The organism is Janthinobacterium lividum (assembly GCF_011601275.1).
Taxonomy (GTDB): Bacteria; Pseudomonadota; Gammaproteobacteria; order Burkholderiales; family Burkholderiaceae_D; genus Janthinobacterium; species Janthinobacterium lividum_E.
Map to the genome: position 1 here is coordinate 22,755 of NZ_JAAOLY010000025.1, position 19,755 is coordinate 42,509.

Below are 19,755 nucleotides of genomic sequence, written 5' to 3' on the forward strand. Positions count from 1 at the left end.
TGTCAGCGCGCTCAATAATCACCGAGCCCATGGAAACCGCATCGACCATCCACACGCATGATGCGGCTGTACTGGTCAAATGCCTGCTCGATTACATGGGATTGCGCAATGATGCCTGCCTGGCGCGTGAGCTGGGGGTGCCGCCCTTCAAGGTCAGCAAGCTGAGAAGAAGTGGCGCGGCGTTGGATACCGACATGCTGATACGCATGCACGAGGTATCTGGCCTGAGCATCGGTGAACTCCGGGCACTGGCAAACACCCGACGCTAAGCTGTCGCCAGTGGCACGAGCACTTATCATGCAGGAACGGCGCGCCTTCATAGGCGCGCCGTCATGTTCAGCTAGCATGCATCCAACTTAATACTGAGCGCCCCCGTACCATTGATCGGACGGCATTCAGTACGGCCGGAGCCAGCCACCGCACGGAGTATCATGGCGCTCCTTTTTTAACAGTGTTCCTGGTCCTCGTATCTTGCCGGACGGCCACCGCCGCCATCTGTAAATCATGATGTGGCGTCCGCGCCGCCAACGCCACCGTCGGAACTTGCAGATCGAGACGATGGACGGCAGCGTCATGACGCCAGCTGGCACCGGGAATCGACGCCAGGACTTGCTGGCACGGCAGCAGCAACTGCTCTTTGGTCAAACGCACGCCATACTCCTGCAAATCCACCATACTCATGCACGGCGATGGGCGGCTTTCGCCGGCCACCGGCATGAACGCCACATCGCGTCGCTCCATGCGGCGGCCATTGAGAAAAATATCGACCGAATATGTACCGCCAAGCAATTCAGCGCTACGTTCGTCGCTGGGCGCCCCCTTTGCATTAATCAGTTCAGGCACGCATACGGCATCGGCCTTCTGCAGTTGTCCGTCCTGGCCTTGCAGAAGTTCGGCGGCGATGGACATGCGGCAGCGCTCATGTAACTTGCTACCCCAGGAGATCGACAATTGCCGGCTGTATTCCTGCAAACGCGCATATAACTGACCATCCTGACCCACCATGCCCACGGTCTGGCCTCGCTCATCTTTCACCGCGGCACCAAACGGCAGCACTTCGCCGCCGGCCAGGCGCACCTGGAACAGAACCGCGCGGCCCGTGCTGGTGCCATACTTAAGGAACACTACGGCACCGTCACGCGGCGCCACCTGCTGGCTCGTTTCACGCAGCTCCACGTCCATCGACGAACCCACGGGATCAATTGCCACTTCGTTCAACTCATACGGACGCAGATACGGTACTACTGCATTGCCGCTGGCATCAAGCCTGAGTCCCGGATAACCGGACACGCGGGCGCCGGCGGCGCCAGGCGCATGCACAACGGCAACGGTTTCTCCGTGGTGAGGTGACAGTGTCACCCCGCCCGGATGGGCTACCACGCTGCCACTCATGTTGAACGATGCATTGGTATAGTCTTGGCCGCGCCCGATGGAGGCACCGACAAACGCCCGCGCCCCGGTGTACTGACCGTTCAGCGTGGCACTGTTGGTGCCGCTGGCGCCGTCGCGGCTGACCGAGGCGCCATAGCCGTACTGCCGCTCCTCGCCCGCCGTGCCGCTGACAGTGACCAGCTGGTTATAGCGGCCATCGGCGTTGCGCGATAACTGGGCCGACATTTGCGGCACATCCACAGTGGCGCTGCTGCCCAACGGCAAGTTCACGGACAGCAGCAAGCGGTTTTCCATACCGCCATACGACATTCTGCCGCGATTGGCGCTGATACCGTAGCTGATGCGCCCAACCCGCTTGTTATAGCTGAACTGGTACTGCAAATCCTGCCCGGATCGGTTCCAATAGTTTTGTGCATAGCCGCTGAAGCTGAGATTGCCCCACTCGCCGAGGCTCTGGTCGGCAGTCAGCGACAGCCGGTTGCGAGGACGGTCCAGCATGCTGGTGGCATAGCCTCTCTTCTCGGCATCGAGCATCTGCATGGCATTGGCGAAATCCAGATAGCCGCTGGTGGAAAAACGGTAGGCGGCCATCGAAAAATTACTGCCGGTGCTGAGGATATTCTTATTGTACGATACGCGCATACTCTGGCCCTTGGCCTTGCTGGCGGCCAGATCCGTCTGCGCATGGCTCACATCGACGGACATGGCGCCGATCGGCGTGGCAAACGCCATGCCACCGAGCAACGCCAGATAGTCAGCGCTGGCTTGCGCGCCGCCATAGCTCGTCACGCTATTACTCAACCCGTATTGCACGGTACCCTGCAGAAAACGCGCCTGCTGGCTCAAAAAATTGTTGCGCGTCACGCCAGCCGTCGCGCCGAAACGCAACGTCCCAGGGCGCAGCAGCTGCGTGACGGCGGCATACGGCACCACGAAGCGTTGTTCGCTACCGTCCGCTTCAGACACGGTTACATTCAGGTCGCCGCCGTAACCGGTAGCATACAGATCATCGATGACGAAGGCGCCCGGCGCCACCGTCGTTTCCAGCAGAATATTGCCCGCCTGGCGTATCGTCACGCGGGCGCTGGTGCGGGCAATGCCACGCACCACGGGCGCATAGCCGCGCAGCGAGTTCGGCAGCATCCGGTCATCGCTGGCCAATTGCACTCCGCGGAAAGACTGGGTATCAAAAATCTCGCCGCTGGTGTTCGCATCGCCCAGAGTCAGCTGGCTTTTCATAACGGTAATGTCGCGCCGGAGATAGGTGTCGAGCACCTGATAGTGACTGCCGCCGGCTTGCTGCCAGCTCAGCGCTCCCTTGTGGCGCAAGCGCCAGGCGCCCAGATTGAAGCCGCCGTCGAGGCCCAGATAGGCAGAATTGTAGGTGGCGTCGCCGCTCTTGCTGTGATTGCTGTTGAAATTGTAGCCCAGCATGCCGGACGTCACGCCGCTGTCCCACAGTTCCGGGCTGACATAGCCGCGCGCATCGCGCCGCAGCGCAATCTGCGGAATGCTGATGTCGACCTGCTGGCTTTCCGGCACGAATTTGGCCGTCGCATTCTCGATCAGCTTGCCCAGCTCGGCACAGCTGCCCGCTTCCAGCAAGGCGCTTGCTTCCGGCGACAGGCGTGCCAGGTCGACACCCAGCAGTTCCAGCAGCTTGCGCGACACGCACACCACGGGATTGCTGCCGTCGTCATTGGCATGAATCTGGATATCCTGGCGGTTCTTCAACTGGCCATTGAGAGCGATGTCGGCACGGTAAGTACCCGGCAAGACGGGGTTTCCCTTCTGATACACGGCCAGATCCAGACTGCGAGAGCCTTCCGGCAGAAACGCGCCGTTGAACTCCACTTCATCTGCCTGCGCGGCCGGCAGGGCCAGGACGCAGGAACTCAGCGCCACTGCCTTGAACATCGCCTTCGTGAGTGCGGAGACGGCCAGGCGATGATGCGGCGGCCGATGATGGCGGATCTGGAAGCGGCTATGCATGACGTGACACCTCAAGGAACCAGCCGTGCGGCAGCGGCCGACGACAGGACGCGGCGGGTCGGTACCTGGGTACCGTAATCATTGATCGCGCTAAATTCCACTTGCGCACCAGCTGCCGGCAAGGACTTCAAGGTCGGCAAGGCAAACTGCTTCTTTTCGCCAGGCGGGATCATGCCATCTTCGCTGTCATTGCGCTCGGCGCCAGCCACCAGGGTCAGTCCCACCAGGGAAACGTGAAAAGCGGATGGATTGTAGGCTTCCAGGGCGAGACCCTGACCATTGCTGGCGGAAACGACACGCCATTGCACTTGTTCGATTGCCTCGTCAGGGGAGCCAGCCAGCCCCTCGTGGCGATAAAAAACCTTGATGCGCGAGCGAAACGCCATCTGCAGGGTATTTGCATCGGTTTCCTGCGCCTTCGGCGGAATTTCCAACACGTTCAACCAGAACACGGATTCCTTATTCGATGGCAAGGGTGTGCCGGAAAACATCAGGCGCAGGCTCTGGCCCTTGCCTGGATCGATGCGCGCCAGCGGCGGCGTCAGTACAAAGGGAGCCTTGGCCGTGGCCGGTGTCGAGGCGGCATCGCCGCTATCGACCCACGCCTGCACCAGCGCCGGCTGCCCGCCATCGTTATTGAGCTTGACGGTAATTTCTTTCTGCTTGGCCGGGTACACCTGACGCGTACCGGTAATCACCACGCTGGCCATGGAAGAAGAACAAAACAGCAAGGCCAGGCTGAACAGGATCGGACGTTGCAGTGAAGAGTGGTAAGACATACGCAGATTCCCCGATAGATGCCGCAAGCCCGCCCCAACCTTGCGGCGAGGACGTGCCTGCGTAGTGGTTAATTACTGATAATTAATCGAATACGTCACGGTACCGGCCACTGTGCCGGCGGTGGCGACGCCGGTGGAAACGTATTGCACGGCGTACGGCAGTACCGTGTTGCCGGCAGAATTTTTCGTGATGCGGCTGGTGGACGCGACCTGGCCGGAATCGCCAGCCTTGATCTCACTGCCGTTATTGGCATCGATCAATTGCAATTGAACAAACTTGGCGGTGCCGGTACTTTTCACGTTGCTGGTCAGTGGGTCGACACCAGGGCCCGCTTCGAAAAACGCGGCCGCCGTTGTCGTGGTGCCGGTGCACGCGCTCAACTGAATGTTGAAACCGGTCTGGCCGGCGACGCTTTTTGCCGTTTTCAGCAAGGCAGCCGACAGCTTTGGCAAGGTAACGACGGCAGGCGCCGGAGCAACCTGGCCATTGACGGTGACGACGCAAGTCGAATCCACCAGTTCGCCCGAGAAATTGATCGTGCCATCGGAGGCGAAAGCGGATTGGGTTGCAGCGGCGGCCAGCAGAACGGCAAAGATACGGGCTTGGGATTTCATTGATACTACTCCTAGAAAGTAAGGTAAATGCGCACCATTAAAGTAGGAACGCGGCTGTTGAAGCAGATTCGTACTTTACAGAGTCGACATAGTTGTCGATATGGGAATGGTCTTAAAAAGCCGCGACGTGGAATGGGAGGTGTTTTTGGCGAATGTTTACTGCACCCGCAAGTTGCAAGCTGCCCGGCAATCCGGCGTTGCGGCATGGCTAGCGCGAATGAGGAAAGTAAGGCAGGTATAAAAGCTTGGGGGGAGAAACTGCAAGGTAGGTATACGTCCCGCATGTACTTGCGGGCACAAGGACGTCTGCAAGACAGCGCTTGCAGACGATGCAGATGGGCCTGCTGGCCTATCAGCCAGGCATCGCCGCCTTGTCAGCCTGCATCAATATTCTCTGCGCCAGCCAGACCAGAACGGTCGCCAGCACCAGGGGTAAGACATACAGCAATAGTGTCACCGCCGGCCCGCCGTACATCTCTTTCAGATGCGTGAAAAGGACATCCGTGGCAGGAACACCCAGGTTAAACGCGACATAAAACATGCCAACTGCCCGCATGCTCTGCATGGGTGCCACTGCTTGAATCAAGGCCGCCAGGATATTGCCATAGAACACTGCAGTCAAGCCCACGCCCATTAGAAAGACCATCAACATGAGGACACTCAAGGGCATGCGCCATCCCAACAATATCAGGCCACCGACAGCAGCCGTGATGGGAAGCGTAATCAACAGTGTTTTCATGGCGCCATAGCGGTCCCCCAGCCAGCCAGCCAGCGGCGACAGCAAAGTTGAAATCACGCCAACTCCCATCAGCATCTGTGTCGTCCTGATCGGTAATCCAAGTGTCTCGCGGAAGTAAACGCCATAAAAATAACTAAAGTTGCCGGTGCTAAATGGCAGGCACACGGCAGCCAAAAACAACAGCAGCGGCCCCCGGGACCAGACGGACCGCACCGGGTTTCTGGCCTCAGAACGGATGAAACGCCGCTCACCGGCGACGCTGATTTTCTGAAGAAAATGCCAGATCAGGATATACAGAAGGACCAGCATTAGCATGCCGGTTACGCCCGGCAACAAGGGCAGTTTCCCCTGCTTATTGAAGGCCTCGTGGATCGCACCGAGTTGGGTAGCGACGATGCTACTGGCAACGATAAGGCAGTTCATGAGCCCCACCACCATCGCGCAATGACGTGGAAAATGAGCGACCCCTATACTGATCCAGGCACATACATTCATGGTGCATCCAATGCCACCCAACAAACTCCAGCAGCACAGCTCGAAGGGCGAGCGCGAAAACAGCCCCATTAACGCAGCTACCGCCAGTAACATAAATCCGGTCAGCAATGTTTTCTTGCGCGACAGGGTTGTCGGCAGAAGGGCAATTACCAGCCCCGTTAAACCCATGCTGACGTATAAGATCACTGTGGTCATCGGGAAATTGCCGAGTGTCGCAGGCAAGCCGAATGGCAAGGGCTGTGATACTAACGGCAATGTCGTCGGATCCATATCGGCGAGCACCGAGAATAGCAAGGTGGTAGGCAACATCAACCCCAACATCCCCATTGCCTCTTTTCTATTCTTGTTCATCGCACGCAACATGATGCTCCTTTCGATTGAAATCAATGCTCGCCACAGGCACGCCAGGCTGCGACCACGTCATGCAGGAACTGGCTACAACGCGCATCGTTCAGCGCTACAGCGTCGCGCAACAGGCTTTCCAGTTTCCCCGCCGGCTGCGCCACCTCCGTCCATTGCATGGTCAGGGCCGCGCCATGCAGGCGGTGCGCGGCTCGCAAGGCGGCATCCCGTTCCTGCAGGACCATGGCCTGCAGTAGCTCTCCGATATCGTTGGAGAACGACGCACGCACTTGCGGCATATCAAATACCGACAACGTCTCCACCGGCGGTGCAGATACCGTCAGCGGCACGTCGCACCACAACTCGAGAATATCCTGCAATTTTGCCAGCCGTATCGGCTTGCTCAATATGCCATCCATACCTGCATCGAAACAGCGCGCGGCATGCTCAGACCCCGTCGAGGCGGAAATCGCGATGACCGGGCAGCGTGCATGTTCCAGGTCAGCCTCTCGCCTGCGCCATTCGGCCGTCAGACTATACCCGTCGATGTCAGGCAAGTCGCAATCCATCAGTACCAGATCATATTCGCGCATGCTTAAGCAGGCTAATGCTCTGGTGCCACTCTCGGCAATGTAAGCATCGCAGCCGAGGCGGGCAATCTGTGCCCGCAGCACGGCCTGGTTGGCCGGCACATCCTCGACGACAAGGATGGACAGACGCTGCGCCGCCACGCCGCCCGCCGGGACAGGACGGGCCGCGACCACATCAACCGTCGGAGCAGTCCTCGCCGCTATAATCGCAGGCAAGGAAATCACCATGCGCGTTCCCCGGCCAATTTCGCTATCCATGGTGATCGTGCCATCCATCAGACTCACCAATTCACGACAAATGACCAAGCCCAGTCCGGTGCCACCGGAGCGCTTATAGGTCCCTTCGACCTGCACATACGGCCGGAACAGGGTCGCTTGTACAGCGGCGCCGATGCCGATGCCGGTATCGGCAACGGCAATCTCCAGCCGCGTCTGCCCCTGTCCATTTTCCAGCATAGCAATCTGAATCTCCACGCCGCCTGTTGACGTAAACTTGATGGCATTCGAGACCAGGTTTTGCAGCACCTGCAGCAGCCTGGCCTCGTCCAGCATCAGCAACGGTACCGTCATGTGGGCCGCCACATCGAGCGTAATGCCCTTCTCCCGCGCCCGTAACTGCTGTAAGGCCGCCACGTCGTTGGCCAAGGCCACGACATTGACCGCATCCACGCTCAGCGTGAGCTGCCCGGCCTCCAGCTTGGAAACGTCAAGCACATCGTCAAGCAAACGCAGCAGGATATTCCCTCCGTTGCTGGCCAGGTCGACAAAGTAACGCTGCTCCGCATTGATGGACGTAGAGCGCAGCAATTCCACTGCAGCGAGCACGGCATTCATGGGCGAGCGGATTTCGTGGCTCATCACGGCCAGGAACATGGCCGCCCTGCGTTCGTTGCGCAAGGCACTCCGATGCGCGCTGTAGGCCTGAAACGCCAGGGCCGCCAGAATCAGTAGCAAGGCGACAGCAAGGCCCACATGCTCGCCAAAGTGGTCCACCGCGAACAGCATGCCCGAGTGATCCTCGACCGGCGCTCCCAGCCAGTCTTGGCGTACCAGCCGGATTTGGGCCGGGGTCATCGCGGCCAGCGACTTATTCACGATCGATACCAGCATAGGGTCGCTATCGCGCAGCGCCATGCGCACGTCGGACGTCATCGCCGCGGGCAGCGCAGTAAATTGCAGGCCAGCGCCTTCCTCGCGCATGACGCTCGGTAATAACTGTGCTTTGCTACCGATGGCGACGTCGGCGCCACCATTCGAGAGCATAGCGAGCGCCTGTCCCATGGTGGATCTGACGACAATTTGTATACCGCCGTAGCGCTGACGCAGGAAGGTGCTGTAAAGCTCAGCTTCCGCGGCTGGTAGCGCCACTATCTTGCCAACGAATGCGATACCATCGGTACCGGGTTCATCCTCTTTACGCGTAGCAGCGATTGCCGTGAGCGAGAGATACGGCACGCTGTAGCTGATACCGTGCGCCTGCGGCTGTTTGCCAATACTGAACACCGTTGGAAGGCAGTCAACGCGTCCTTCACGCAACGAGTCTAGGCCCCCGTCCACATTGGCCAAGGTCACGATGTCAAATGTGAGACCACTATGCCGTTGAATGACTTTAATGTAATCCGGACCAATCCCAACCCCGATCGCTCCGCGGAAGATGGATTCAAACGGTGGCCGGTTCTGCACCATGCCTAGCTTCAAGACTGGATGCGCGCGCACCCAGGCTTGCTCCTCAGCGCTGAGCGCAAAGGGCATCTGCTGCCCCTGCGCCGCAGTGCAGCAGATGACCATCAGGCAGGCGGCGACGCACCAACACCTCATGCGTCCCCTATGGTGTGGCGAATCTTGAACAGCTCATTGTTTGACGTGACACCCAGCTTGCGGAAGGCGCTGGCCTTTTGCGAGCTGATGGTCTTGATGCTGCGCTTAAATTTTTCGGCAATTTCCGTGACAGTCATCCCTGCCAGATAGCAGCGGATCACCTCACGCTCGCGCGCTGACAATGCCGCACCCAGCAGCAGCGCGTCCTCGCCACCAGCACCCTCTCGTGAATCGAAGGCAGTGCTGGCTTCCGCTACCCGATAGGACATCTCGGCGCTCAAATATACGGCACCCGACACCACCTTGCGCAGTGCCTTGACCAATTCCGCCATGTCCTCGCCCTTGCCAACGAAACCACGGGCGCCGACGCGCAAGGCAAGTGCCACCGTGGCAGGTTCATGATGCGAAGACAATACCAGGATGGGGCAATCGGGAAACTTGGTCCGTAGCACGCGGATCAGCGACACCCCATCAAGCTCGTCGGGTCCCAGTGCGTAGTCAAGCAACAGGACGTCTGCTGGCGTCAGGAGCAGTCCCGCTATCAACTCGCGGCTGGTACTATAGGCACCCACGACGTCTATATCCGCTTCCACAGTGAAACGAGCTACAAGACCGTGCCGCACCACGGCATGATCATCGAGCAGAGCAATACGTAAACGTTTCATTGGCAGGAGGGGCAAGGGGGATATAACGCATGGAAAAGATTTCTTTTGATGAGGTTACTCCTATTTATGTCTTTACCGCTATCGAAAACGCTATTTTTTAGCATAAATGCTCCTGCCCCCCATTCGCTATACTCAATCACGGGTTGCACTGAAATTTCAATTTTGCATCATGCAAAGACTCGCCTTAATTATTGCTGACGCTATCGAAAAAGTCCCGCAGCTCCATGGGGCGCGCCAGTGCATAGCCTTGCCCCGTTGGACAGCCAAGGTGACACAACGCCTCGATACACGACGATTCTTCAACACCTTCTGCCACCACTTTCAGATTCATCAGCCTTGCGAGATTCACCGTTGCGGCAATCACGGCCTGCGCGGAAGTACTCGTTTGCATGTCGCGGACAAATGCCCCATCGATCTTGACCTCATCAAAAGACATCCTGGCTAGGAGACTCAGGGTCGATGTACCTTGTCCGAAATCATCGAGCGAAACGGGAAACCCTTTCGTCCGCAGCGTATTGAGCGAGGCAGAGAGCAAGAGATCGTCTGCGCTCGGAAAATCTCCGGTCAGTTCAATTTTCAGCAGATGCGGCGGCAAACCTGCCCGCTGCATCTTTTCTGCCAGACGCTGAGCAAGACCCGGGGTACACACCGTTTCAGCAGAAGCATTCAGGGCGATGGGCAACGTCACCCGTCGGCTCTTGAGCACAAGCAGTACGTCGATGACACGCGTCTCGATAAAGCTGAACAACAGCAGATGCAGGCCAAGGCGATTGACCATCGGAATCAGCACCGATGGCGGCACTTCGCCAACGCCTGGATGATGCCAGCGCAACAGCGCCTCGGCTCCGGTAATACGCCGCGTACGCAAATCGTACTGCGGCTGCAGCATGACGCGCAGGTTCTTGCCTGTAGTCAACGCCTCGATCACGTCGACTTCTGTCGGGCCATCGGGTGGGGCAAAACGGGATTCCTGCAGCTTGATCGGCGGAACCAGCAACAAAGCGCGCAAGGCCTCGGTGAACGCGGCCTTGCTACCGGTGTAGACCATGCCGACATTGATGCCGGCGCGATACGCCAGGCGGGCATGTGCCAATAATGCGGTCACGGACAGACCGCCTATGCGGGGGACCGCCGACTTCTCCTGCGTCCCTGCCGCTTGCCCATGAAACAGATCGAGCAGCGTTGGCTGCCCTACCAAGAGGACATGCGGAAAACGCGCCAACGGGTTGGCCGCGTCGAGCGCCTTGAGCAAAGTCGGCACCATCAGGCCACCATGTTTGACATCCGCGACAATTACATCGACCTCTACTTCGCGCACAAAAGCGGGCAACATACTCAATGAGTGGACATTGTTCACATTGACAATATCGATGGCACTCAGCATCGTGCTAAGCCATCGCGCACCATCCTTATCTGAATCGGACGTCAAGGTCAGCACACGCAGGGAATGAAATTCGCTACGCATAAGGGAGCTGATGGCTTTCACGGAAATTTTCCTAGAGTTAAAAACATAAGCAAACAAAGAATTCTCTTGGAAGCGGCCTGCCAGCTGGCATCCTTTCGGCCAAAGAGATGGCGGGCGGTAAGGTCTTTATTTTCATTCTTGTTCATCCATCAGGCCAAAGCGCTTGCGATGATCCCCCATGCACGCCCGTAATTCAAAAATACTCAGCCCGCTCACCTCATGCATGCGTATAAGTATGGCGGCGCTGACGGGCAATGCACCATGCCTGATTTTGGACAGGATCGGGGGCGAAACCTGCAACTCGCGCCCGAGAGCCGCATCGTTCTTCAATCCCAGAAAATCGATGAGCACATCGAGCAAATCCGCGCTGCGAAAGCGATTGGCCTCAAGAGTCGGAGGGTGATTGCGTAATCCGGTTACGCGTGGGGGAGGAAGCTGTAATTGTTTTCTCATTGCCGCTACTTTCGAGTAAAGAAGACCAGGAACCAATTCCGCATGTACATACGGCAAGGCCGGGTACAGCTGACTTGTTCAAGTGTAGCGACATAGTTTCCTGACCGAAATCAGAGCAGTCCTAAATTATCAATGAGAAGTGAATTCGGCGCGGCCGACAACGGCATGGAGCTGAATCGACAGCCGTTCGTTCATAGCTGTGGCCCGCCGCAGTGCAGCTGCCACCATCAATAGTGTGCAGTTGCAACTGCGCGACTGCACCTACACGTTGCCGTTCAGCACATAGCGGTTGATACGGCCCATGCCAAATACCACCAGTTGGAAGGTCATCATGGTGGCGCCCGCCTTGATCGCGGTCCGCTGCGCAGCCGGCATGGCCATGGTCACGTCTCGACGAAGGTACCGCCAACGAGGATGCCGCTGAGCAGATAGCCGGCAGCCGAGCGCGCCAGCACGGGCAAGTCCATGCCCATCGCCTGCAGTAGATGAGTCAGCCGCAACGCTTGGCCCATGCCACGACACTCATGGAAGCGCTATGCCGGGGTGGATGAAGGCTGCCCACCTGCCCGATGGTTGCAGGCACGGCGGCATCGTCATCTGTATCATTTAAGCGGGCGACGCCATGGCGAGGATGCCGGTCGAAGCAGGAAAAAAGGGCGAGCGCAGTAACTGTATGACCTGTCGCGTCCGGGCGATGGGTACGGGCGTGGCCAGGCAGAGCCCAGAAAGGGCATGGACAGGGCATTTTATTGCGAAGTAGTAAGTAGCATCAAAGCTTAGACCTCGGTCGTCATGGAAGTCCAAGGCGATACCCAGGTCGTGCGGCTGTACGCCAGCCGCCAGACACTGCCGACACAGCAGCCGGAGCAAACCATGGAACACGATGAAAGCTGTTCTGAGGCTTGCGCTGCCTTCCTGCTGATGCATTGAGCTTATTCATAACTAATCGTGAACGTTGCCGATGCATTTGCCGGCCCCCCCGTCACGACGTTCCCGGTCTTGAGGTAGCGCGCGCGCAGGGGAATGGAATAACTGCTTTCGCTGGCGCGAAGGACCAGGCTGCTGCCTTGCTTGCTTGCCAAGGGCACCGCGACACCGTCCTTGATCGCTACCTGAACGCCTATGCCGGTGGCGGCCGGAGGACGGCCCGCGGCAGTCGGGTCCAGGCTCAGCACGCCAGTGCCTGGGGAAATGGCTGTGCGAACCGGATCGATGCGATAGCTCAGTTTGTTATTATCGCTGGACCCGACACCACCCGTGCCCTTACTAGATGTGCCGCCCACCGATACCCAACTTGCGGGGCTCTTGTTTATTGTTCCATGGAATGCCGGGCAATTATTCAATTGAATGGAAAAATCCGTCCAGGCGGTAGCGCTGTTGGCTGCAGTAAATTTTGAGGGCGAATGCGTGCCCATGCGCACCTCGACATCCGGCGTGGTGCAAGTGCGCGAAACAATCTGCAGACTACTCGAGATGCGAATCGAGAAGCCCATCATTCTGGCATCGCCCAAATAAGCAAACATGGTGACGATGGGCAATGTGTAGCCATGCAGCACTCCCGGTTCCACGTCGCCCACCTTGATCAGTATCAATTCAAAATCGCTCGCACTGTCAAAAGGAACAAGACAGCGCTCCCCAGACGTACATGCGCTCGCATTCTTACCTGTTTTTCTCGGCAGCATACCACCCAAATTGTTGAAAGCAACCCCCAACCCAGAGATACCGGTTTTATAGACCTTCCCCGCATACACCCCGCTGCCCCAGTCGGCCCGGCCGTAATCTGTTTCCACCAGATATTCGCTACTCATATCGAACGGGGCATTCCTACAGTCCACTTTCGCTGCCTTGCCTGCGGCAATCTTAAATGTCTGACGGTACACCTCGGTACCCACCGGCACATCGCGCCCAACGGAAATGGCCGACACCTGCAAGGGCATGGCGCTTTCTGTCGCCGGACGGCCCGACTCGTAAGTACAGGTGACCGCGAAGGCCGTGTCCGTCGCTGCCCACAGTACCGCGACGGCCACCGCCGATTTGAACAAAGAGCCAACATTCATAACGCTACCTTTATATCTTAATTGGTGCAACTTACTGATAACGAGTGAAGTAAATCATGGAATTGACGAGGGTGCCTGGACCTACAAAAAAAGCCACTGCAGTTTTTGTAGACGGTACAACAATCGCCCAACGGAATATGAATGCCATTCGGCGGGAAAACACCCATCCGGGGAAGTGCTCCTATGGCAATGAGATGAAGTATATGACCCGCATAACACATGCAATATGGGAACACTCCGAAAAACGGATAAACCACAAAAACTTTATCATTGGGCAATCTAAAAATCGACAGGCCGGATATCGATGTACCACGCGGCGCAACATTTCCGCCGGGCCACGGCCCCCGGTTCACGCTGCTCTCGCGCGCCACCAGCAATACGGCGGAGGCCGATGCGGTCGGGAAATCAATGCACGAATGGCCCCGTCGGGGTCATGGCAATACCAGAAACGAGGCTAGCGCCGGCAGGCTCGCGTCTAGCCAGCCACAGCCCCAGCGCCGCGAGTCCCAGGAAATTGCCCAGCAGGTGGGCCACGGTGACGATTTGCCCGAGGCGGCGCCCGCATCCTGCACAGGTGCGCCAGCAGGAAGTGGAATCAACAGCGCGCCACTATCTGAGACGGCAGATAAGGCATCTGATGCGTCGAAAGCACGAACGCGGTCGAAATCGAGAAAGCCGTACCCTCCCAGGCAGGCGACAGTACACGGCGATCGCTCATCGCCAAGCGCGGATAACGGTATTGCGCGCTGAAAATACTCGCGCAGAACTGCTGGTGTTGCTGAACATCCAGCAGGAAGCGCTGATGGCAATCTTTGTCGTTGCCGGCGATATTGATCAGCGCATGATAGGACAGTGCAAAGCTTTGACCACCTTAGTCATGGAAGTCCAAGGCGACGCCCCGGTCTGGCGGCTGTACGCCAGCCGCCAGGCATTGCCGACACAGCAGCCGGAGCAAACCATGGAACACGATGAAAGCCGTTCTGAGGCTTGCGCTGCCTTCCTGCTGATGTATTGAACTTACTCATAACTAATCGTGAAAGTCGCCGATGCATTTGCCGCCCCCCCCGTCACGACGTTCCCGGTCTTGAGGTAGCGCGCGCGCAGGGGAATGGAATAACTGCTTGCGCGGTCGAGCAAGGTCAAGCCACTGCTTTGCAGAGTTGCCAACGGCAACGGGGCACCGTCCTTGGTCGCCACCTGCACGCCTATGCCGGAAGCGGCCGAAGGCTTGCCTGCGGCAGTGGGTTCCAGGCTCAGCACGCCAGTGCCTGGGGAAATGGCTGTTCGAACCGGATCGATACGGTACTGCAGGCGGTTATTATCATAGGATCCATTGTTGTCACCCGCGCTGCCGCCGGAATCGGTCCCACCCTCTGATACCCAGATTGCAGGGGTCTGGTTTACGGTTCCTCGGAACGGCGGGCAATTCGTCAAGAAAATGGAAAAATCCGTCCAGGCGGTAGCAGAGTTAGGCTCAGTAAAATTTGATACCAAGTGCGTGCCCATGCGCACCGGCACATTCGGCGTACTGCACGTTCCCGATAAAACTTGGACACCGCCGGACATGTCTATCTCGAGGCCCTGCATTTTGACACTGCCAAAATTAATAAACATGCGGACAGTCGGCAGTAAGCGGCCCGACAAGATCCCAGGCACCACGTCGCCAATCTTGATCACTATAATTTCAAAATCGGATATCGTATCCAAGTCAGCAACACATTTTCTCTTCTCCACGCAGATGCTCGGGTTCACATCACGTCTTGGCAACAGACCTTTATAAGCTTTGAAAACAACCCCCAGCCCTTTAATCTCGGTATTATAGACTTTATTCGCGTACGTCCCACTAGGCCAGTTGGCCTGGCTGTAACTAGAACCAAGCTCGAATTCGACAGTCCTTTCAAACGGCCCACCATCACATTCAATCTGTGCGGCCCCACCTGGAGTCACTGCGAATTTCTGGCGAAACACCTCAGTGCCTACTGGCACATCGCGCCCCACAGTAATAGCCGCACTCACGTACATCGTCCCCTTTACGACTCCGCGTTTATTGATATAGGTGCAGGTGACCGCGAAGGCAGTGCCGGTCGCTGCCCACAGTACCGCGACGGCCACCCCCGATTTGAGCAAAGAGCCAACATTCATAACGATGCCTTTATCTTAATTGGTGCTAAAGCCACGCCGGTTTTTGAAGGCGGTACAGCAATCGTTCCACTGGATATGAATGCCATTCAACGGGAAAGCATCTATCCGGGGAAGTGCTCCTATGGTACTGAGATGAAGTATATGGCCCGCATAACACATGCAATATGGGAATACTCCGAAAAACGGATAAGCCACAAAAAATTTATCATTAAGCAAGCTAAAAATCGACAGGCCGGATATCGATGTACCACGCCACGCAACATTTCCGCCAGGCCACGGTCCCTATTTCCAGCTGCTCTTGCTCGCCACCAGCAACACGGCGGAGGCAGATGCGGTCGGGAAATCGATGTACGAATGGCCACGGCGGGAGCATGACAATACCAGCAACGAGGCTAGCGCCAGCAGGCTCGCGTCTAGCCAGCCACAGCCCCAGCGCCGCGAGTCCCAGGAAATTGCCCAGCAGGTAGGCATGTCCACGCGACATGGCAAGCGCGGCACGCATAAGGCTATGCCGAAGGGCGTCAGGGTCATGGGCAGGAATGGCAGGCCCTTCACGAACGGTGAATATCGGAGCCGGCATGCTTCTGTTTTCCTGTAGACCACGGTCGCGTCAGTAGCAAGGCCGCCAGTCCTATTAATCCTGCCATCCACAAAGGAAGTGGAATCAACTGCGCGCCACTATCTGACACGGTAGATAAGGCATCTGATGCTTCGAAAGCAGGAACGCGGTCGAAGTCGAGAAAGCCGTACCCTCCCAGGCAGGTGACAGTACACGGCGATCGCTCATCGCCAAGCGCGGATAACTGTATTGCGCGCTGAAAATACTCGCGCAGAAGCTGCTGGTGTTGCTGAACTTCCAGCAGGAAGCGCTGATGGCGCTCACTGTCGTTACCGGCGATATTGACCAACGCCTGGTAAGACATCGTCACGGGACTGAGCACCTGCAAACTCTCGAACAGGCGCTGTTGGCGCTGCCTAGCCTGCTCAAACTGCCGATCAACGCCGGCCATGACGCGTTCCAGTTCCTGTGCCCGCTGTAGCCGCGAGATAGTCGATGCAAGCTTGTCGAGTCCTGTTGCCGGGCGCCATTCGGGGTGGCTGTCGTAGAATCGGGCCAGGCTAACGAGTTGGTTTGCGGCGACCATGTCGCCGGCGTCCCGCATGGCCTGAACGTAACTTTCGCGTGGCGGCACAGGGGCTTGCAATCGGATGACCACGCCGATGGCACCTGGAATGATGATCGCCAGCACAATCCAGGCGCCAAAGCCGGCAAACGCTGCTGTCATGCGATTGCCGCAGAGTGCGCCGATGGCAATGGTGACGGATGCCCAGAACATCGAGTACAACAGCACTACGCTGCTCCACTTGAACAATGCGGTAAAACCAGCAAGATCAAAACCCACCGTGCCAATGCTCAAGGCTCCGGCCACGCAGGCAGTAATCAACACCGAAGTCGCGGCCAGTGTGCGTGCGGCAATTTGTGCCACCAGCATGTGGCCAGGCCGAACTCCTTGCAGTTGCAAGGTACGCAGGCGCCTACTTTCCCTATCCTGTGTCAGCACGGACGTGGTCAGTGCCAGCAGCACCAAGGGCCAAAGATAGATGACAAAGAACATCAGGTCGAAGCGCCCCAACGCCAGGCGTGCCGGGTGTTCGATCTCGAGCGCGGCTCGCACCGAGTCCATCGATTCGGCGCGCACGCGCACGTAAGATGGCAGCAAGTCGGCCTGCCCTATGGCCAGGCCGGCACCAGGTATAGCAGGCTTGGCGGCAAACCCCACGTGCTCGCGGAATGCATATCCGCGAATATCGATCGGCGTACGATGCCATTTCAGGTCAGCAAATTCCGGTGCGGCCGGATTGGAAAAGTAACGCTGCGCCAGCGTGTTGGCGTCCGACCTGGCCTGGTGCTCCTGCGCTGCCGCCAAGGCCACTGCCTGCCGGCTGTTGCGCTCAAAACGCGCGCCTTCAAATAATCCGAAGGCGGCGAGCAGCAGTGCCACCATCATCAGCATGAGCGTGCCGCGCTCTCGCAACTGGTTGCGCAAGTCGTAATGTATGAGTGTATAGATCTGTTTCATCTTACATTTCCGTTTCGTAGATGACGCAAGCCGGTGGCGCACAGCAGTACACTTGCGCCGAAAAGCAGCAGTAGCGGAAGCAGCTGTCGTAGCAAAAGGCTGCCTATATCAAGAGGGGAGAAAACGAAGTGGAATGGCGGCACCTTGTCCCAGAGCGCTTTGCCCCCGTTGTGACGTACACCATGCTCTTCTCGGTGGTCGGTAATCGCCTGGTTCATCACCTGCTGTATCGTACGGCGATGCTGTTCCGCCCCGCTCACAAACTGGATATGGTGTTCCACGTCGCTGCCCGCAACCGAGCTAGAGAGGCCGGCGATGGCCACGGCAGGCGACAGCCACCCACCCAGGGCAGCGGCGGCCGACTGATCCCGCATGGCCTCAAATACGCGGCCATAGTGCGTGTCAAACAAACGGTTGCCGTGTTCTTCGCCGCGTTGCAGGCTGATGCCCGCCCAGTTAACCGGCAAATCCTTGACCTCTGACACGCCATACTCGCGCAATAGTTGCTCCTTGTGGTGCTTTGCTTGTTCCGGATCGTCCGGCATGCCCAGCGCATCATCCAGTGCAGCGCGAAACTGCTGCATGGTCGGCAAGGGTGCCGCAAGTTGCGACAGCTCGATGGCGCTGCGCGGCACAATAAGCGTCATCACGGCCCATATGGCTATCAGCACCGCAAGACTGCTGCGCAGGTTCGGCATCCAGGCCGAGATGGCAGCGATCAAGGCGGCCCAAGTGCACAGGTAGAGCAGATAGCCAAGCGCGAACAGCATGGTACGCACTGGGCCATCGGTGAAGGAACTGCGATTGTCCATCGCCCATTCGTGCATACCCACCGCGAGGCATGCAGGCAAGGCCAGGGACATGGCGAGGCAAAGCAGAACCATGCTCCTTGCCAGCGCAAGGGCACTGAACGGTGCAGCGTTGATGCGCAATGCCAACAGCGTGCCCCGCTCACGTTCGGCGGCGAACATGCCGAATCCAAGAAAAATCATCCCCATCGGCACCAGCACCTGGAGTACAAGCGCAGGATGAAGCCTGAACTGGCGGATGGCACCGGCCTCCTCGTTAGCCGGGCGATAGACCAATTCGTTCTGCTTATGCGCTTCCAGCCAGACGCTGGCGCCCACATAGCGTTCAACGCCTGGGTCGAGCGAAGCTAATACGGATAGCGGTTTAAATACATACACGCCATAGTGGGCCGCTGCATGGGGATATTTTTCTCCTTGTTGTGACCAGCGCTGCTTTTCAGCCTGCTGTGCGCTGTTGCGGGCGTCTAGCGTCGCATGCAGTTCCAGCGACGATAACAGGGCAGCACAGGCGGCCAGCGCGAAACCTACGCAGACGACCATCCATACGCGCCAGTCACGTCTGCGTTCACGCCAGTCGGCCTGCCATGCTCCAGTGAAGGCGCGAAACCACCGCCCGGCGCGCAAGGATGTCAAGGTAGTTACGTTCCAGTTCGCCTGCATGCAATTCTCCCAAGTTCCATTCACCGGCCAGTTGGCCACCTACCAGCATGCCGCATCGATCCGCCAATTCCTGCGCGCGGAACAGATCGTGCGTTGCCATCAATACTGCCGCGCCATCGTCTGCCAGTGAACGCACCAGATCACCGAACGCCACGCTCGCTTCCGGATCGAGGCCGGAAGTGGGCTCGTCCAGTACCAGCACTTTCGCACCTTTTGCCAGCGCCATTACGATGCCCACTTTTTGCCGCATGCCTTTCGAGTAGCCATATGTCATGCGATGCCAGGCATGTTCGGGTAAGCCAGCCCGGGCCAGCAGCGCTTCAATATCGTGCCGACGAGGTTTGATGCCCAGTAGCCGCATGAAAAATTCGACATTCTCGACACCGCTTAGCCGCTCATACAACGCGACGTTTTCTGCGATATAGGCCGCGTGTTTGATGGCAGCCTGGGCTGGCTGCAAGTTTGAGCCGGCCAGGCGTATGCTGCCGGCATCGGTATCAATAAAGCCTAGCAGGCAGCCGATAGTGGTCGACTTACCGGCGCCGTTCGGTCCCAGCAAGGCATAGATTTCGCCACCATTTACGTGCAAGTCGAGCCCGTCGAGCACGGTTCTTCCTTCATAGAGCTTGCTCAGTTTTTCAATATGTATCATGCCGGCTCC

At 58.0% G+C, this 19,755-nt stretch carries 17 protein-coding genes; 3 read left to right on the forward strand and 14 right to left on the reverse strand.

Features of this window, described 5'->3' with window-relative positions; all coding sequences use genetic code 11:
• Window positions 1-29: 29 nt before the first annotated feature.
• Window positions 30-269 (forward strand): hypothetical protein, encoded by a 240-nt coding sequence (locus GYK42_RS26245; protein WP_166449887.1) that lies wholly within the window; start codon window positions 30-32, stop codon window positions 267-269.
• A 160-nt stretch (window positions 270-429) separates the two neighbouring features.
• Here GYK42_RS26245 and GYK42_RS26250 read toward each other — a convergent pair whose 3' ends face one another.
• The 9 genes from GYK42_RS26250 to GYK42_RS29625 all read right to left on the reverse strand — a co-directional run bounded on the left by GYK42_RS26250 (window position 430) and on the right by GYK42_RS29625 (window position 11,857).
• A complete protein-coding gene (locus GYK42_RS26250; protein WP_166449888.1) occupies window positions 430-3,384 on the reverse strand; it encodes a fimbria/pilus outer membrane usher protein in 2,955 nt (984 codons plus the stop codon).
• Between the two features lie 11 nt (window positions 3,385-3,395).
• Window positions 3,396-4,163: a fimbrial biogenesis chaperone gene (locus GYK42_RS26255; protein ID WP_166449889.1), complete on the reverse strand. Its 768-nt coding sequence runs from the start codon at window positions 4,161-4,163 to the stop codon at window positions 3,396-3,398.
• 72 nt (window positions 4,164-4,235) lie between these two features.
• The gene (locus tag GYK42_RS26260; RefSeq protein WP_166449890.1) at window positions 4,236-4,778 is read right to left on the reverse strand and encodes a fimbrial protein; all 543 of its coding nucleotides are present in this window, start codon (window positions 4,776-4,778) and stop codon (window positions 4,236-4,238) included.
• Window positions 4,779-5,130: 352 nt separating this feature from the next.
• Complete coding sequence (locus GYK42_RS26265) at window positions 5,131-6,375, reverse strand: MFS transporter (RefSeq protein WP_166449891.1); 1,245 nt, start codon at window positions 6,373-6,375, stop codon at window positions 5,131-5,133.
• A gap of 20 nt (window positions 6,376-6,395) precedes the next feature.
• On the reverse strand, window positions 6,396-8,696 hold the full coding sequence (locus GYK42_RS26270) for an ATP-binding protein (RefSeq protein ID WP_166449892.1): 2,301 nt from the start codon (window positions 8,694-8,696) through the stop codon (window positions 6,396-6,398).
• Window positions 8,697-8,758: 62 nt separating this feature from the next.
• The gene (locus GYK42_RS26275; protein WP_166449893.1) at window positions 8,759-9,427 is read right to left on the reverse strand and encodes a response regulator transcription factor; all 669 of its coding nucleotides are present in this window, start codon (window positions 9,425-9,427) and stop codon (window positions 8,759-8,761) included.
• A gap of 184 nt (window positions 9,428-9,611) precedes the next feature.
• The gene (locus GYK42_RS29415) at window positions 9,612-10,913 is read right to left on the reverse strand and encodes an EAL domain-containing protein (RefSeq protein ID WP_205711569.1); all 1,302 of its coding nucleotides are present in this window, start codon (window positions 10,911-10,913) and stop codon (window positions 9,612-9,614) included.
• A 111-nt stretch (window positions 10,914-11,024) separates the two neighbouring features.
• On the reverse strand, window positions 11,025-11,345 hold the full coding sequence (locus GYK42_RS26285; protein WP_240943841.1) for a hypothetical protein: 321 nt from the start codon (window positions 11,343-11,345) through the stop codon (window positions 11,025-11,027).
• A gap of 383 nt (window positions 11,346-11,728) precedes the next feature.
• Window positions 11,729-11,857 (reverse strand): hypothetical protein, encoded by a 129-nt coding sequence (locus GYK42_RS29625; protein ID WP_277346689.1) that lies wholly within the window; start codon window positions 11,855-11,857, stop codon window positions 11,729-11,731.
• Between the two features lie 280 nt (window positions 11,858-12,137).
• On the opposite strand from GYK42_RS29625, the gene GYK42_RS26290 reads away from it, so the two are divergent.
• A complete protein-coding gene (locus GYK42_RS26290; protein WP_166449894.1) occupies window positions 12,138-12,275 on the forward strand; it encodes a hypothetical protein in 138 nt (45 codons plus the stop codon).
• Window positions 12,276-12,277: 2 nt separating this feature from the next.
• Here the strand turns inward: GYK42_RS26290 and GYK42_RS26295 are convergent, their stop codons facing one another.
• Complete coding sequence (locus tag GYK42_RS26295; protein ID WP_166449895.1) at window positions 12,278-13,402, reverse strand: fimbrial protein; 1,125 nt, start codon at window positions 13,400-13,402, stop codon at window positions 12,278-12,280.
• 739 nt (window positions 13,403-14,141) lie between these two features.
• Here GYK42_RS26295 and GYK42_RS26300 point away from each other — a divergent pair.
• Window positions 14,142-14,417, forward strand: a complete 276-nt coding sequence (locus tag GYK42_RS26300) for a hypothetical protein (RefSeq protein ID WP_166449896.1) — start codon at window positions 14,142-14,144, stop codon at window positions 14,415-14,417.
• Between the two features lie 2 nt (window positions 14,418-14,419).
• Here the strand turns inward: GYK42_RS26300 and GYK42_RS26305 are convergent, their stop codons facing one another.
• The 4 genes from GYK42_RS26305 to GYK42_RS26320 form a co-directional block, all read right to left on the reverse strand.
• Window positions 14,420-15,544 carry a fimbrial protein gene (locus GYK42_RS26305; RefSeq protein WP_166449897.1) on the reverse strand — a complete coding sequence of 375 codons (1,125 nt, stop codon included), beginning with the start codon at window positions 15,542-15,544 and terminating at the stop codon, window positions 14,420-14,422.
• A gap of 551 nt (window positions 15,545-16,095) precedes the next feature.
• Window positions 16,096-17,625: a DUF3526 domain-containing protein gene (locus GYK42_RS26310; RefSeq protein WP_166449898.1), complete on the reverse strand. Its 1,530-nt coding sequence runs from the start codon at window positions 17,623-17,625 to the stop codon at window positions 16,096-16,098.
• Window positions 17,622-19,094 (reverse strand): DUF3526 domain-containing protein, encoded by a 1,473-nt coding sequence (locus GYK42_RS26315; RefSeq protein ID WP_166449899.1) that lies wholly within the window; start codon window positions 19,092-19,094, stop codon window positions 17,622-17,624. Before GYK42_RS26315 ends, GYK42_RS26310 begins: the two co-directional genes overlap by 4 nt.
• Window positions 19,000-19,746: an ABC transporter ATP-binding protein gene (locus GYK42_RS26320; RefSeq protein ID WP_166449900.1), complete on the reverse strand. Its 747-nt coding sequence runs from the start codon at window positions 19,744-19,746 to the stop codon at window positions 19,000-19,002. Before GYK42_RS26320 ends, GYK42_RS26315 begins: the two co-directional genes overlap by 95 nt.
• Between the last annotated feature and the right edge of the window lie 9 nt (window positions 19,747-19,755).

Coding starts and splice junctions, on each gene's coding strand:
- GYK42_RS26245 (WP_166449887.1), top strand. CDS start 30: ATGGAAACCGCATCGACCATCCACACGCATGATGCGGCTGTACTGGTC.
- GYK42_RS26250 (WP_166449888.1), bottom strand. CDS start 3,384: ATGCATAGCCGCTTCCAGATCCGCCATCATCGGCCGCCGCATCATCGC.
- GYK42_RS26255 (WP_166449889.1), bottom strand. CDS start 4,163: ATGTCTTACCACTCTTCACTGCAACGTCCGATCCTGTTCAGCCTGGCC.
- GYK42_RS26260 (WP_166449890.1), bottom strand. CDS start 4,778: ATGAAATCCCAAGCCCGTATCTTTGCCGTTCTGCTGGCCGCCGCTGCA.
- GYK42_RS26265 (WP_166449891.1), bottom strand. CDS start 6,375: ATGTTGCGTGCGATGAACAAGAATAGAAAAGAGGCAATGGGGATGTTG.
- GYK42_RS26270 (WP_166449892.1), bottom strand. CDS start 8,696: ATGCCCTTTGCGCTCAGCGCTGAGGAGCAAGCCTGGGTGCGCGCGCAT.
- GYK42_RS26275 (WP_166449893.1), bottom strand. CDS start 9,427: ATGAAACGTTTACGTATTGCTCTGCTCGATGATCATGCCGTGGTGCGG.
- GYK42_RS26285 (WP_240943841.1), bottom strand. CDS start 11,345: ATGAGAAAACAATTACAGCTTCCTCCCCCACGCGTAACCGGATTACGC.
- GYK42_RS29625 (WP_277346689.1), bottom strand. CDS start 11,857: ATGGGCCAAGCGTTGCGGCTGACTCATCTACTGCAGGCGATGGGCATG.
- GYK42_RS26290 (WP_166449894.1), top strand. CDS start 12,138: ATGGAAGTCCAAGGCGATACCCAGGTCGTGCGGCTGTACGCCAGCCGC.
- GYK42_RS26295 (WP_166449895.1), bottom strand. CDS start 13,402: ATGAATGTTGGCTCTTTGTTCAAATCGGCGGTGGCCGTCGCGGTACTG.
- GYK42_RS26305 (WP_166449897.1), bottom strand. CDS start 15,544: ATGAATGTTGGCTCTTTGCTCAAATCGGGGGTGGCCGTCGCGGTACTG.
- GYK42_RS26310 (WP_166449898.1), bottom strand. CDS start 17,625: ATGAAACAGATCTATACACTCATACATTACGACTTGCGCAACCAGTTG.
- GYK42_RS26315 (WP_166449899.1), bottom strand. CDS start 19,094: ATGCAGGCGAACTGGAACGTAACTACCTTGACATCCTTGCGCGCCGGG.
- GYK42_RS26320 (WP_166449900.1), bottom strand. CDS start 19,746: ATGATACATATTGAAAAACTGAGCAAGCTCTATGAAGGAAGAACCGTG.